The following is a 13,057-nucleotide window of genomic DNA, read 5'->3' on the forward strand; positions in this document are numbered from 1 at the left end:
AACCGACGAGCCTCCAGCCGAACGCCTTCTCCTGCCGGTCCTTGCCCATCCCGGAGCAGTCGGTGACCTTGGCGCCGGTGCCCGTCCCCCCGACGACCCGGCACGGCAAGGGCTTGCCCTTCACCCGACCCCGCTTGTTGACCAGCTTCTTGACGTCGAGGATCACCGTGGAGTTGATGGCGGCGCAGTAGAGGCGCTTGCTGCGGTAGGTGATGTCGTGGCAGGTGGCCGAGCCCGGCTCGAGCGCACCCGTGGTCTGGTCGCGCTGCTGGGTCCACTCCGGCTGCAGGTTGATGCGATAGACCTTCGGCGCGCACTTCGCCCGTCGCTGGTCCAGGCCGAGGGTTCTCTGGCCGTAGCACGAGCGCATGTTCAGCACGTCGATCCAGGGACGACCCGCGAAGTCCGAGGAGCTGCTGTAGACGATCCAGGGCCGACGCTTGTCGATGGTGTTGGTGTGGGAGAACCCCGGGAAACGGACCAGGTGGACCTCGCGCGGCTCGAACTTCTTCCGATGCACGTTGGTGGCGTCGATGATCTCGATGCCACCGCCACCCGGGTCGTGGCAGCGACCCGTCGCGTCGGTGGTGTCGGTGAGCAGCGTGACCCCGCGGTGCCGTCCGACCTGGACGTCGTGCTGCAGGCCGGTCACGGAGGGGCTCGCCGGACCACAGTGTCCGGACCCGTGGTCCGCCACCCACTTGGGTTTCACCCGCCCGCGGGCGGTCACCAGCCTGATGATCCGCTGGCCCACGCTCCCTGCCTCGTCCTGCCCCAGCGTTCCGAAGGACCCGAACAGCCGCTGGGACCGACCGGTGCGGAAGAACTCGAGGTCGGTGCCGCCGCCGGTCAGCGCCGGGCTCGCCAGGCCCGGGAAGTTCGCGAGATGGCGCCAGACGCCTTCGCCGCGGGTCTGCCCGCTCACCACGACCCCGTCGGTCGGGGCCAACGCCTCGCGAGGGTCCGTATGGTCGGCGGCCGCGGGCGCCGCGACGGCGATCGTCATCGCGAGCAGCAGGGCGGCTCCGCAAGCAGCGACACAGCGAGGCATCGTGTTCCTTTCCCCGAAGACCACCGCGTGGTGGCAGGTCACGATTCGTCGAGCATAGGGTTCCGGCGATGCCGCTGTCGATCATCACGGGGACGGTCTCGGCTCCGGCCGAAGCCGTGGTGGCGCATCCCGAGAGCTCGCACCCGCACGTCGCGTTCCCGGTCCTCCTGGTCGCCCTCGCGGCCGTGATGGTGGTGGTGCTGGTCGCCTCGGTGGTGCCCGCGCGAGAAGGTTCGGCGCCGTACGCCGACGAGCGGGCCGGACTCGACACGGCGTCGTGGCCCGGGCAGCTGAGCACGGCGCAGTGGGTGACCCGCGTGATCGCGGTCGCCGTTCTGGCACTCGTCGTGACGGCCGGGCGCCTCGGAGCGGACGATGAGCTGGAGAACCTGGCTCCGGCCCTCGCGGTGGGAGCAGGCTGGCCTCTGCTGGTGCTCGGCAGCCTCCTGTGCGGCACCCTCTGGCGGTGGCTGGACCCCTGGGACACCATCGCGCGGCTCGTCGACCGGGACGAGGTGTCGACACCCTCTCCGCACGTGTGGCCGGCCGTCGCCGTCGCCGTGCCGTGGATGTGGTACCTCAGCGCCTACAGTCGCCCCCTCGACCCCCGCTCGGTGGGTGCCGCCGTGGCGATCTACAGCGTCGTGACGATCTCCGGCAGCCTGGCGCTCGGCCGGGCACGGTGGTTGGGCTCCGCAGAGCCGCTCGGTCTGCTTCTGGGCTGGATCGGCCTCGTGCCGCGGCGGAGGCTGGGGCACTGGCAGCCACCGCGCGGCGCGGGAGCACTGCTCGGCCTGCTCATCGCGGGTCTGCTGTTCGGAGCGCTCCGGCGGACCGCGTGGTTCAGCGACGGCCTGCCAGCGGACTCCTGGCGGGTCTCCGCGGCGGGGGTCCTCGTCGCCTGCGCGATCGGTGCCGGGCTGGGGATGGTCGCCGTCCGGGCCGGATCCACGTCCTCACAACGGGCGGCCGCTGTCCATGCCCTCGTCCCCGCCGTCGCCGGGGTCGTCCTCGCCGTCGCCCTCGCGCGCAACCGTCTCTTCACCAGCATCCAGCTGCTGCCGGGTCTCGTCGGAGACCCCCTCGGCCGTGGGTGGGACCTTCTCGGGGAGCCGACCGCGCGCCTCGATCCGGCCCCGCTGGGTGCCGGCGGCCTCATCGCCGTCCAGCTCTGCGTCGTCGCCCTGCCTCACCTCGGGTTCGCGGCGACCAGCCTCCGCGCGCTCGTCGGCGACGAGCGCCTCCCGGTGATCGGAGTGCTCGTCGTCTCCCTGGGGTCGGCCATGGTGGCGGTCGGGCTGCATTGACGAAACGCACCCGAGAGCCGTGGCGCGAGCCCCCAGTCAGCGGCCGGTCAGCCGACGCCCGCCTGGAACGCAGAGGTGCGGACCTCGCGGGTGTCCGCTCCACGGAGCACGACGAGCGCGAGCCCGCCGGCGAGGAGGCAGCTGACCGCGGCACCGAGGAACGTGGTGTGCAGCTGGGTGAGGGCGGCGTCCTGCAGGAGGCGGCTGAACTCCGCGCATCGGCTGTCTCCCGCACCGCACACCTCCATCGGCTCGGGCAGACCCTCCTGCGCAGCGTAGTAGCGATGCAGGCCGATCGTGGTGAGCACGCTGATCCCGACCAGCTTGCCCACGGTGCGCGCCACGATGAGCAGTGCGCTGGCCAGGCCGTGGACCGGTGACGAGGTGGAGGCCAGGAGGGCGGCGTTCACCGGAGCCATCGCCAGCCCGACACCGAGGCCGGCGGCGACCAGCGGCACGTTGGACCACGCGTTCTCCAGCGCCTCGAACGGCCACCGGGACATCCACACGAAGCCGGCCGCGGAGACGACCATGCCCAGGGCGGTGACGACCCCCGCGTCGAGGTGACGCGTGAGCCAACCCCCGACGAACGCGCCGACCGGGAGACCCACCAGGAACCTGACGAGCACCAGCGCGGCCATCAGCTGCGAGTCGTTGTAGATGGTGAGCCGCGCGAAGATCGGAACGTCGACGAGCGCCGCGATCACCGCGGCGCCCACGAAGAAGCTGACCACCAGAGCACCCCACGCCGGGCGGGCGGCCACGGCGCCACGCGGCACCAGCGGGTGGCTGGCCCGGCGGTTGCGGCGCCAGAAGAGCAAGGCAGCGACACAGCTCAGGACGAGCAGCCACACCCCGGAGGGGGCCAGCAGCTGGGCTTCGGGCTCGGCGGTCGCGAAGGCCAGGATCACGCCGGCGAGCGCCACAGCGAGGATGAGCGAACCGGGCAGGTCGACCCGGGCAAGGGTCCGGCCCCAGCTCCGGATGTCGAGCAACGGGTTGCTCGCCACCAGGCAACGCACGACCAGCAGCACCAGGAGAACCATCACGGCCAGGGCGACCGGGGAGAGCCAGCGACCCTCACCGACGACGGGGAGCAGGGCCAGCCCCCAGGTGACGTGATCGAGGACTGGTCTGGGCTGGATCATCACCAGCACCGCCCCGGCGAGCGCGGCCAGGGCCAGCATCGCGCCCGCGAGGTCGAAGCGCCTGGTGGTCGGCCCGGCGGCGGCGTACTCCCGGCGACGCAGTCGGATGACGGCCGCCAGCACCAGCGCGACGGCGAGGTTGATCCAGAAGATCGTGCGCCAGCCGGCGAAGGCGAGGACGACCGCGCCGTACACGGGACCGGCGACGTTGCCGAGCTCTTGCACTGCGCCGACCACGCCGAGCGGGAGTCCGCGACGGCGCGGCGGGTAGATGTCCGCGACCAGGGCGAGGGTCGCCGGCAGGAGGCCGCCTGCCCCGACCCCCTGGACGAGGCGTCCCACCACCACGCTCGGCAGGTCGTAGGCCGCGGCGGTGATCACCGACCCGAGTCCGAACACCACGAGCGAGCCCACGAGCACCGGCAACCGGCCCCGCACGTCCGCGATGCGCCCGATGAGCGGGAGGATCGCGATATAGCCGAGCAGGAACCCCGAGATGATCGGGGCTGCCTGCTGGAGGTCCTCGGCGGACAGTCCGGCCGAGCCCATCATGTCGGGCAGCGCCAGGACGACCACGTAGTTGTCGGCCGCCGCGAAACCCACGGCGACGGCGGCCAGGCCGAGGAGCACCCGTCCTCCGCGGTCGACGGCCTGGGTGTCGGCGTGGAGGGCCGGGTCGGGCCCGGTCACGGCGCCTCGATGTCCTTGGTGGTGCCGTAGTCGTCGATGTCGACCGTGTACTCGACGTTGTTGTCCGAGCCGTAGAAGGGGCCCGACACCAGCACGGAGCGGAGCAGCCCCTTTTCGTCGATCCGGAAGGTGACGGGGAACTCCGCTGTCTCGTCCGCCATCGGGATCGTCGCGTCGACCACCTCGCCGCTCAACGTGCCGCTGTAGGTGCTCAGCACCGAATCGCCGCGGCGCACCTGGTCGCCCTTCTCGACCCCCGTCGCCTCCGCCAGCCAGGACGACAGCCCGGACTCGGCGGCCATCAGCTGCGCCGGGTCGGGTGCCCCGTAGTCGGCGGGGTTGAGCTCGGCGAAGGAGGAGGTGAAGGGCAGCCTCGCCCACACCTTCCCGTCGACCGCGATCACGGGCACGTCCACGTCCAGACCGTTCAGGACGACGGTCAGCTCACCCTCGAACGCCGGCGCGTTGGTGGCGACACCAGTGGCCTCCCGCACCCCGTCGACGCCGCTGGGCAGCTTGTCGGTGGTCAGCGAGAGGGACACCCCGCTGGTCTCGTCGAGCGCGGTCTTGGCCGCGGCCAGGACCTTGTCCGGAGGGCCGTCCCCCAGGCCGGCGTCCTCGCTGCATCCCGCCACAGCGAGCAGCCCTGAGGCAAGCAGGACGAGCAGAGCGAGGGCACGACCGGCACGACGTCCGTCACCCGGGGGCGTGGTCATACCGGCAGGGTGGTCCACCGGACCCGGTCCGGGCCAGGGGCAGAAGTCACGGTTCACCGAAGACCTGGGATGGCATGCCGCCGCAATCTACGCCCAGGCCCATCCGGGCCGGTCGTCCTCTCGACCCCTCAGATCTCGGTGCGGCGCTCGCTGACCGTGTGAGTGCCGTCGCCGTGCTGCGTCGTCTCGACGCTGCGCACCCCGCGGGCGCGGTTGGCCGTGACTGCGGTGAGGATGAGAGCCAGCAGGCCGACGAGGGCGAGGATCCAGCCCACCATCGTGAGATCCACCCCGCTCACAGAGTCGGTGACGGCGAGGGCCAGCACGAGGCCAACCGCCAGCAGGAATGCTCCGAGGCCATAGCCCATGACGTTCTCCTTCTCTCGGGGTGCGACGCGGCGAGGCGCCCCGTGGAGTCGCACGAGGATGAGGTACCCGAACCGCTGGTTCTCTACCGCTAAGCGGACCGGACGCGGTCTCGGGGTAGGTCGAGGCGGGGTACGCCGCCGAGCCGACGGACGTGGTGGACGTGCGCGGCGTAGGCCGCCAGCACGCTCCACAGCGCCTGGTGGGCCGCCCACGGCAATGGCTCCGCCCCGTCGTACCAGCTGTCGCCGAAGGCGATCCAGACCGGCTCCCACTCGGCGGCGTCGTCCCACGCGCCTCGGCGGCTCTCGATCATCCGCCGCCGGATCTGGAAGGCCTGGCGGGGTCCGTCCACGCACACCGGGGCGGTGGCGACCGGCCACAGCCACAGGTCGCGGGCCATCAGGTCCAGCTCGAGCTCGCGCTGGGCCGCCGGGTCGACCAGGACGGTCGCGACGTTCTGGTGCGGCTCGCGCTGCATGCCGGAAAAGATCGCCCCTGCGGCGGGTGGCGTCAAGACCGTGTCGGGCGGGTACCGGGCGGACATGCGCAGCCTCTTAGGACTCCTGGTGATCGCCTGGCTCGTGATCGGCGCCGTCGCCGCGGGCCAGCGCGGCTACTACGGCGACGACCGGGACGTCAGTTGCAAGACGTTCAGCGACACCGCCCTCACCATCGTGGCCGGACCCCTGAACTACATGGGGGTCAACCCGAAGGTGAAGTGCAAGGTTCCCGAGCCCTCACGCTGAGTGAGGGCCCGGGCGCCTTACGGGTCAGGTGCAGGCCAGGTAGGTCCGCTCCGTCGTCAGCTTGGGCACGCCCTTCTCGACCATCTTCAGGGTCACCGACACGTCGGCCATGGCGTCGGGGTCGAGACCGGTCAGGGTGGTCACCTGCTTCTTCTTGGGCTTCTTGACCGTCAGGACCTTGAGGCCGTTGACCCGGAAGATGGCCTTCTTCACCTTGCGGTTGTCGCCCTTGCCGGCCGCCTTCTTCCACTTGCCGGTCAGCGAGCCGGTCGCACAGGTGCGCCCGTTCGCCAGCGCGAGGTACTTCCCGGCGTCGCCCTTGGCAGCGCCGGTCGCCACCCCAGGGTCGTCGAGGGTCATGTCGATCTCGAGCTTCGAGGAGAGCGGGTTGGGCATGGTGAGCGACGGGGTCGGCGCCTGGATGATGTTCTGGTTCTGGACGATCATGACCCAGGTCCCGGCGGGCAGGTAGATCCGTTGGGTCATCCTGCTGTGCAGGAAGTAGCTGACGGTCTGGTGCGCCCCGCCCATCGGACCTGCCGAGTTCTGGAAGATGATCGCGCCGATCGAGCCCTTGGAGTGGACCTGGAGCGTGACGTACTTGGCGGTCGGCAGGTCGAACGAGCCGACGGCAACGCCCGAGGAGGTCACGCTGGCGTCGCACGCCTGGGCGGTTCCCTTCGATGCCTGGAGCGAGAGCTGCGAGGTCACGTCGACGTCCACGGTCTTCAGCACGCCACCGGCCTGGGTGGCGCGGACCGTGTTGGTGATCGAGCCGGACATCGTGGTCACGTCGGTGTTGTCGACGTTGTGCGTGTAGGTCGCGTTCGAGCTGGCCGTGGTGGTCACCGGCACGCCGTCGGCGGCGAACGGCGTGGGCGGGGAGGTGACGCTGCCGGGGCCGGTCTCGGTGCAGCTGCCCGATCCGTTGAACCCCACCCCCGACTGGGTCTGGGCGGAGTCGAGCACTCCTGCGTGGGCCGTGGTCGGCACCGCGAGCAGGCCGGCGGCGGCCAGCGCCACGACGAGGCCGGCGCTGCGCGTGCGGCGAAGGGGGGAGGTCTTCATGAATGAACCGTTCTCGGAGGAGGCATTGACGCCGACACGCTAGGGGTCAGCGCGGACCCAACGACATGACCCGATCGGACTATTGCCAGCTCCAGGGTCAGTGGCCACCGCTTCCCGGGACCACGCCCAGGGAGTCGAGGTAGTCCTTGATCGACGGCAACGCGACGAGCCGGTCCCGGAAGAAGGTGTTGATGACGTTCTCCAGCTGAGCCTTGGCCGCGTCGAGCTCGCGTTCGACGGCCTCGGGGTCGTTCTCATCACGGTTGGCCTCGAGTGCGGAGCGGAGACGCAGCAACGCCGCGACGACCTCCTCCTCCTGCACGCCCTCGAGCGCCTGGACCACCGTCATGATCAGGTCGTCGGCCTGGGCGCGGACGTTCTCCTCGGGGAGCGTCGAGCCTTCGACCGCGGCGTTCTCGAGCGTCCAGAGCAGCGACCAGACCTGGTAGAGGATGACGGTCGGCTCGTCGAAGAGCTCGCGGACGTACGCCGCCTCCAGGTGCCGCCCGCTGTAGCGGAAGACGTTGTACATCCGCTTGGCGACCTTGCCGTAGTTGGGGTGGGCGAGGTACTTCCTGACCTCCCCCTCGAGCTGTTCGACGTAGTCGTCGAGGGCGTCGCCGGAGACGTTGGCCACCACCTTGGCGAACGTGGGCAGCTCCTCCTGGTCCAGGTAGACCTCCTGGAAGTAGGCGTCGATGTAGCCGTCGAGGGCCACGATCTCGCCGTCCGGCGACTCCCAGGTCGGGTCGATGACGTTGCTGGCGTTGGCCAGACCCCCGCTGTCGGCGTCCACGGCGACCCAGTCGAGCTTGCACCAGCCCGGTTCCTCACACAGCTCGTCCCAGCCCAGCCGGACGCGCTCCCCGTCCCGCTCCACGAACATCTCGCCGGCAAACACCTCGTCGGGACGCCAGCTGATCGGTCCCCCCTTCTTCTGCGGTTCCCCGTCCTTCATGCAGTCGAAGGGCCAGAGGCTCCACTTGGCCTCGATGAACTGGTACGTCGGCCCACTGGCTCGCTCGATCGCGTTGTCGCGGAGCACCTTGGCCAGGATCTGGCAGGCCTCGGAGCGCGTCGCCGCCTTGATGTTCAGCCGCTGGAAGAAGTCGCCGTCCCCGGGGAACGCCTGGATCTTGGACTGGGTCGACGACCCGGACATCGCCAGCGCGCCCTCGACGATCCCCTCGGGGCCCTTGACGTCGACCAGCTCACCGATCCGCCGGAACCGGGCGAGCACCGCCGGGCTGAAGTCGAGCATGGTCACCCGGTGACCGAACACGCCGTCCTCGGTGACGGTGATGTCCGGGGTGTCCGGGTCGTCGTCAGGCGTCGTCTCGGCCGCCAACGCATCCAGCCAGCGACGCGTCTCCGCCTCGTCCAGCTCGATGTTGAACCGCTTCGCCGACTCCTGCAGCCGAGCGAGGGCATCCTCCGGGGTCGTGGTCATGCCTGAGTCTGACCCTCCATCGCCCTTGCCCGGAATGGCACCTTCGGGCGGTTGGCGACCTGCTCGCGGGTCAGCCGCCGACGGTCACTGTCGTGGTCGGGCCGTCGGTGAGGGCGCTCCGCTCGTCGAGCAGGTGCCGGAACAGCTCCGCCTGGTCCTGGGCATCCCTCATCGCGTTGTGCGTCAGTGCTCGGCCACCGAGATGACGGGCCGCGAGGACGTCCATGCTTGTCTCGGCCCATGAGGTGTTGCCGCTGCCCATCGCGAAGGCCTTGATGTCCAGGGCCGAGTAACCGAACGGGTTCCGGCCCAGGAAGCGCTCGAAGTAGTCGGCGATGAACATCCAGTCGAACGCCGCGTTGAACGCCGTGAAGACCGGGCGATGCGCGGCCGGCGTCTGGGTGAGGACCCAGTCCTCGAACATGCTCATCGCCCGCTCGGGCCGCTCGCCGCGTGACATCAGGTGCTCCATCGACAGCCCGGTCACGGCCAGCGCCTCCGCGGTGGCCGCGGTGTGCTCGGGCTTCAGCTCGACGTAGAACGCCTGCTCGGGATCGTCGACCAGGCAGGCCCCGATGGAGAGCATCGCGTACTTCGACGGGACCGGGCCGGCGGTCTCGATGTCCACCGAGATGAAGCACTCCGGCGCGTCCCTGTGGTTCCTGGCAGTCATGGCGTTCCGAGACTACGGGCTGCCTGAGCGTCGGCACTCACGACAGGCTGAGTCAGGGGCCGCTTCACCCCAGGTCGAGCAGGTGACGCAATGAGGGTATGACCGCGACCCGACCGCGCTACGCCGACGCCACCCGCTGCCCCGACTGTCGCACCACGCTGCCCCCATCCCCCTTCCGGTGCCCGGCCTGCGGCCTCCCTCTCCAGGGGTTCCTGGCCACCCAGCTGCTCGGCACGCTGCGCGAGGCCGACGACATCCTCGACCGGCTCCGCGCCTCGGCTATCGCTCCCGTCACCGCTGCTCCACCCACCACCCCTCCCCCGGCCTCCGCCCTCCCGCCCCCAGCTCCCCGTCCCCCTGCGCGCCACGGGCTGCGTGGGGCGTCGATCCCGAGGATCCTGCTCGGTCTCGGCGCCACCTGTCTGCTGGTGGCGGCAGTGATCTTCCTGGCGGTCGCCTGGACGTGGCTGGGCATCGGTGGCCGCACCGCCGTCCTGCTGCTTCTGACCGCCGCCGCCGGCGCGGCCGGCAGCGTCCTCGGAGGCAGGGGTCTCAGGGTCGCCGCGGAGGCGCTCACCACGGTCGCCTTCGGATTGGTCGTGCTCGACCTCGTCGGCGCCGACAACGCCGGCTGGCTCGGGGAGCTCTCCTTCCAGGAGCTTCTCCGTGTCGTCGGCCTCGGGCTCCTGGTCCCGGGGGTCGCCCTGTCCCTGCGACCGGGCCGTCTGGTGGTCCCGCAGCTCGCAGCGCCCGCCGGCCTGGCCCTCGGGCTGGCCACCGTCGACTGGACGTCGTACGCCGTCTCGGCCGTCGACCTCGCGGGACCCGTGTCCGTGCTCGCCCTCGCTGGGCTCTGCGCGCTGGGCCGGCGGTGCGGTGCCGAGGTGCTCGCCTGGGTCGCCGGCCTGCTCGCCGCAGCGAGCTGGGCCGGCGCCGGTCTGTGGTCACTCGGCGAGGCGGCCGGGCATCCGACGGTGCGCCAGCTCTGGGTGGAGGGTCACGGTTGGGAGCTGCTCCTGATCAGCGCGCTCTCGCTGCTCCTCTGGGCCGTCGCCTGGTCCGAGCCCCTGGTACGTCAGGGATGTGCGGCGCTGGTGGCCGGCGCCGTCACGTTCGCGATCGTGCTTCCGGGCCTCGACGGCACGGCGACCGAGGTCACCGGCATGGCCATCGCGGTGAGCCTGACGTGGGCTCTGGTCGCGGCCGTCACGCCGCCGGACTGGTACGCCGTGCCGCGGGTGCCGCTCGCCGCTGGCGCCGTGGGGGTTCTCATGGCAGCGCTCGCGCTGCTGGTTCACGCAGTCGCCGCCGTCGGGTCGGTGGGCGCACCGCTCACCGAGTCCGCGTCGGTTCGCCTCGTCCCGACCGACCAGCCCCTCCACCCGCTCCTGCTCCTCGCCTGCACCGCCGCTCTGACCGTCTCCTGCTTCCTCGCCCTCCCTCGGGCGCGGCGGATGATCCTGGCCGCCGCAGGTGCGCTCGCTGTCGCAGGCTTCGGCACCCTCGGTCTCTACCCCGTCCCTCTATGGGTCGTCCTCGCCGTCCTCGCCGCCGTCGCCGGCGGACTGCTGGCGCTCGCCCTGCGCGGCCGCGACAAGCCGGCGCCGTTCCTCGCCGCCGGGGCGGGTGTTGCCGGACTCGTCCTGGTCGTTGCCGCGTTGCCGAGCATCGTGCTGACGACCACGGCGCTGGCCCTCGTCGTCGTGGGGTTGGTCCTGACGCTGGCGCTTGGTCGGTTCCCGTTCGCTGAGGAGGTCTCGGGCCTGGCACTGCCCGCCGCAGTCGGTGCGCTGCTCTGGTCGGTTGCCGAGCTCGCCGAGGTCGACCCGGCCCTGCGCGCGGGGCCCGCCCTCGTGGTGCTGGGCCTGTTGGCCCTGCTGCTGGCCCGGGCCGAGATCGAGGTCTCCGCGGCCGGCACCGGTCTCGTGGCAGCCGCGGTCGCCGTCCCGTACGCCGCGGACGTCTCTGTCTCCCTGGCAGTGCACCTGACCCTCGCCGGCGCACTCGTCACGACCAGCTCGATCGTCCACCCGTCGCGCCGGCTGCTCGCCTGGCCCGGCGGGCTGCTGCTGGCCGCCGCCACCTGGGTGCGTCTCGCCGACCTGGGCGTCGAGGCACCGGAGCCCTACACCCTCCCCTCCGCGCTGGTCCTGGTGCTCGTGGGCCTCTACCGCCTCCGCACCGCTGACGACGCGGCGACGGTGCCCACCCTCGGCCCCGGGCTGGCGCTGGCCACCGTGCCGTCGCTGCTCTGGGTCCTGGCCGACCCGGTGACGGTCCGGGCCGCCGTGCTCGGCGTCGCCTGCCTCGCTCTGCTGCTGGTCGGGGCCCAGCTGCGCTGGCACGCCCCGGTGGTCGTCGGCGCCCTGGTCGGTGGGCTCGTCGTGCTCCGCGAGCTGGCGCCATACGCCCTGCAGACGCCGCAGTGGGTGCTCATCGGCACTGCCGGGACGCTGCTGATCGCCTGCGGGATCACCTGGGAGTCACGGATGCGCAACCTCCAGCACGCCGCGGCCTACCTCGGCCGGCTGCGTTAGTCGCTGACCCTCAGCAGCGGGCGCACCGCGGTGCGGGCCGCGTGGATGCGGGACTTGACGGTGCCGAGCGGCACGCCGAGCAGCGACGCGATCTCGTTGTAGTCGAGCTCCTGCACGTCACGGAGCACGAGCGGTTCGACCAGCTCCGGGCGCTCGGACCCGAGGATCTCCAGGGCGTCCAGCAGGTCGAGTCGGCTGCCGGCGATCACGCTCGTGGTGCGCGGATCCACGTGCAACGGCAGCTCGTCGGTCAGCCGCTCGGCGGCCCTGCGCTTGAGAGTGCGGTAGGTCCCGCGGGCGCTGTTGGAGGCGACGGCGTGCAGCCAGGTCGTGAAGCGACTGCGGCCCTCGAACCCGCCGATCTTGGTCGCCACCAGCAGCAGGGCGTCCTGGGCTGCCTCGTCGGCATCCTCGGGGAACAGGAGCATCCGGCCGCAGATCCGGCGCACGCGCGGCTGGATCTCGGCCAGGAGCTGGTCGAGGGCGCCGGCGTCGCCGGCGGCGGCCCGCCGCGCGAGGTCGTCAAGCTCCGCCGGGTCGGCCACACCCGAACACTACGTAACGCTGCTCGTAACGCTCCCAGCGCCATCAGCGCTTTACCCCTAGACGGGGTTTCCCGTCGCGCCCGGGACGACGAAGGAGAGTCATGAGGATCCGCAACATCCTGCACAGCAAGGTCGGAGCAGTCGTCGCAGGCAGCGCCGTGGTGGCCATGGTGGCCGCCGGCTCGGCGTACGCCGCCACCCAGATCACCTCCGCGCAGATCAAGGACGGCACGATCCAGACCCGCGACCTGACCGCCAACAACTTCGCCCGCTTCACCGCCACCGAGAACGTCGTGAGCGCCACGACTCCGGTCAACCCCGCTCCGGGCCTGGGCGGAGCCCGGGTGGTCGAGGTCGCCGCGTCCGGCGAGACCCCGCTGGTGACCCTGGTGCTCGACAAGGGCACCTGGCAGATCGACGGCGTCGCCCAGTTCTGGCACATCGACGGCCCGGCTCCCTCGGGCGCCGACTTCGGGGTCGTGACGATCCCCGGGCTGCTCGACGGCTTCGGCAAGGCCTACACCGCCGACGTCCCCGACGGCGGCGGCAACGCGGCCCAGACCGCGTTCGGGGGCACGATCCAGATCACGGCCAACAACACCCCGGTCGTCATCACCGGCTCGTTCACCAACGACAACACCGGAGAGGCCGGCGTGTCGGTGCGCGCGACCCAGTACGTCTACGTCAAGCAGTTCAAGAACGGCCAGCCCATCTGATTCGCCCTGCACTCATGGGGGTGAGGGTCACCCGGGCGCCT

Annotated in this window: 12 protein-coding genes; 4 read left to right on the forward strand and 8 right to left on the reverse strand. The window is 71.3% G+C overall.

The features are described 5' to 3' along the window. The first annotated feature begins 1,119 nt into the window (after positions 1 to 1,119). Complete coding sequence (locus tag ACYVC6_RS00400) at positions 1,120 to 2,358, forward strand: hypothetical protein (protein ID WP_460709803.1); 1,239 nt, start codon at positions 1,120 to 1,122, stop codon at positions 2,356 to 2,358. A 47-nt stretch (positions 2,359 to 2,405) separates the two neighbouring features. Here ACYVC6_RS00400 and ACYVC6_RS00405 read toward each other — a convergent pair whose 3' ends face one another. The 4 genes from ACYVC6_RS00405 to ACYVC6_RS00420 form a co-directional block, all read right to left on the reverse strand. Then, positions 2,406 to 4,196: an MFS transporter gene (locus tag ACYVC6_RS00405; protein ID WP_460709805.1), complete on the reverse strand. Its 1,791-nt coding sequence runs from the start codon at positions 4,194 to 4,196 to the stop codon at positions 2,406 to 2,408. Further along, positions 4,193 to 4,912: an LppX_LprAFG lipoprotein gene (locus tag ACYVC6_RS00410; protein WP_460709807.1), complete on the reverse strand. Its 720-nt coding sequence runs from the start codon at positions 4,910 to 4,912 to the stop codon at positions 4,193 to 4,195. Before ACYVC6_RS00410 ends, ACYVC6_RS00405 begins: the two co-directional genes overlap by 4 nt. Positions 4,913 to 5,040: 128 nt before the next feature. Then, positions 5,041 to 5,280, reverse strand: coding sequence for a DUF6458 family protein (locus tag ACYVC6_RS00415; protein ID WP_460709809.1), 240 nt, complete (start codon positions 5,278 to 5,280; stop codon positions 5,041 to 5,043). 89 nt (positions 5,281 to 5,369) lie between these two features. Then, complete coding sequence (locus ACYVC6_RS00420) at positions 5,370 to 5,825, reverse strand: hypothetical protein (RefSeq protein WP_460709811.1); 456 nt, start codon at positions 5,823 to 5,825, stop codon at positions 5,370 to 5,372. Here ACYVC6_RS00420 and ACYVC6_RS00425 point away from each other — a divergent pair. Next, positions 5,824 to 6,027: a hypothetical protein gene (locus tag ACYVC6_RS00425; RefSeq protein WP_460709813.1), complete on the forward strand. Its 204-nt coding sequence runs from the start codon at positions 5,824 to 5,826 to the stop codon at positions 6,025 to 6,027. The two genes, ACYVC6_RS00420 and ACYVC6_RS00425, sit on opposite strands and share 2 nt — an antisense overlap. A 24-nt stretch (positions 6,028 to 6,051) precedes the next feature. Here ACYVC6_RS00425 and ACYVC6_RS00430 read toward each other — a convergent pair whose 3' ends face one another. The 3 genes from ACYVC6_RS00430 to ACYVC6_RS00440 form a co-directional block, all read right to left on the reverse strand. Beyond that, positions 6,052 to 7,095, reverse strand: coding sequence for a hypothetical protein (locus ACYVC6_RS00430; RefSeq protein ID WP_460709815.1), 1,044 nt, complete (start codon positions 7,093 to 7,095; stop codon positions 6,052 to 6,054). 97 nt (positions 7,096 to 7,192) lie between these two features. Next, positions 7,193 to 8,545, reverse strand: coding sequence for an LYR motif-containing protein (locus tag ACYVC6_RS00435; protein WP_460709816.1), 1,353 nt, complete (start codon positions 8,543 to 8,545; stop codon positions 7,193 to 7,195). 70 nt (positions 8,546 to 8,615) lie between these two features. Further along, positions 8,616 to 9,218 (reverse strand): 3'-5' exonuclease, encoded by a 603-nt coding sequence (locus ACYVC6_RS00440; protein WP_460709818.1) that lies wholly within the window; start codon positions 9,216 to 9,218, stop codon positions 8,616 to 8,618. 98 nt (positions 9,219 to 9,316) lie between these two features. Here ACYVC6_RS00440 and ACYVC6_RS00445 point away from each other — a divergent pair, with 98 nt between their 5' ends. Further along, entirely contained in the window at positions 9,317 to 11,755 is a 2,439-nt protein-coding gene (locus tag ACYVC6_RS00445; protein WP_460709820.1) for an SCO7613 C-terminal domain-containing membrane protein, read from the forward strand. On the opposite strand, the gene ACYVC6_RS00450 is transcribed toward ACYVC6_RS00445, so the two are convergent. Next, positions 11,752 to 12,300: an RNA polymerase sigma factor gene (locus tag ACYVC6_RS00450; protein WP_460709822.1), complete on the reverse strand. Its 549-nt coding sequence runs from the start codon at positions 12,298 to 12,300 to the stop codon at positions 11,752 to 11,754. The genes ACYVC6_RS00445 and ACYVC6_RS00450 overlap by 4 nt on opposite strands. 101 nt (positions 12,301 to 12,401) lie before the next feature. Between ACYVC6_RS00450 and ACYVC6_RS00455 the strand changes: the two genes are divergently transcribed. Next, positions 12,402 to 13,016: a hypothetical protein gene (locus tag ACYVC6_RS00455; protein WP_460709824.1), complete on the forward strand. Its 615-nt coding sequence runs from the start codon at positions 12,402 to 12,404 to the stop codon at positions 13,014 to 13,016. The last annotated feature ends 41 nt before the right edge of the window (positions 13,017 to 13,057 follow it).

This window comes from Nocardioides dilutus, from assembly GCF_054779555.1.

Excerpts from the sequence above, each read along its gene's own strand:
- ACYVC6_RS00400 (WP_460709803.1), top strand. The coding sequence starts at position 1,120 with ATGCCGCTGTCGATCATCACGGGGACGGTCTCGGCTCCGGCCGAAGCC.
- ACYVC6_RS00410 (WP_460709807.1), bottom strand. The coding sequence starts at position 4,912 with ATGACCACGCCCCCGGGTGACGGACGTCGTGCCGGTCGTGCCCTCGCT.
- ACYVC6_RS00415 (WP_460709809.1), bottom strand. The coding sequence starts at position 5,280 with ATGGGCTATGGCCTCGGAGCATTCCTGCTGGCGGTTGGCCTCGTGCTG.
- ACYVC6_RS00425 (WP_460709813.1), top strand. The coding sequence starts at position 5,824 with ATGCGCAGCCTCTTAGGACTCCTGGTGATCGCCTGGCTCGTGATCGGC.
- ACYVC6_RS00420 (WP_460709811.1), bottom strand. The coding sequence starts at position 5,825 with ATGTCCGCCCGGTACCCGCCCGACACGGTCTTGACGCCACCCGCCGCA.
- ACYVC6_RS00430 (WP_460709815.1), bottom strand. The coding sequence starts at position 7,095 with ATGAAGACCTCCCCCCTTCGCCGCACGCGCAGCGCCGGCCTCGTCGTG.
- ACYVC6_RS00435 (WP_460709816.1), bottom strand. The coding sequence starts at position 8,545 with ATGACCACGACCCCGGAGGATGCCCTCGCTCGGCTGCAGGAGTCGGCG.
- ACYVC6_RS00440 (WP_460709818.1), bottom strand. The coding sequence starts at position 9,218 with ATGACTGCCAGGAACCACAGGGACGCGCCGGAGTGCTTCATCTCGGTG.
- ACYVC6_RS00445 (WP_460709820.1), top strand. The coding sequence starts at position 9,317 with ATGACCGCGACCCGACCGCGCTACGCCGACGCCACCCGCTGCCCCGAC.
- ACYVC6_RS00455 (WP_460709824.1), top strand. The coding sequence starts at position 12,402 with ATGAGGATCCGCAACATCCTGCACAGCAAGGTCGGAGCAGTCGTCGCA.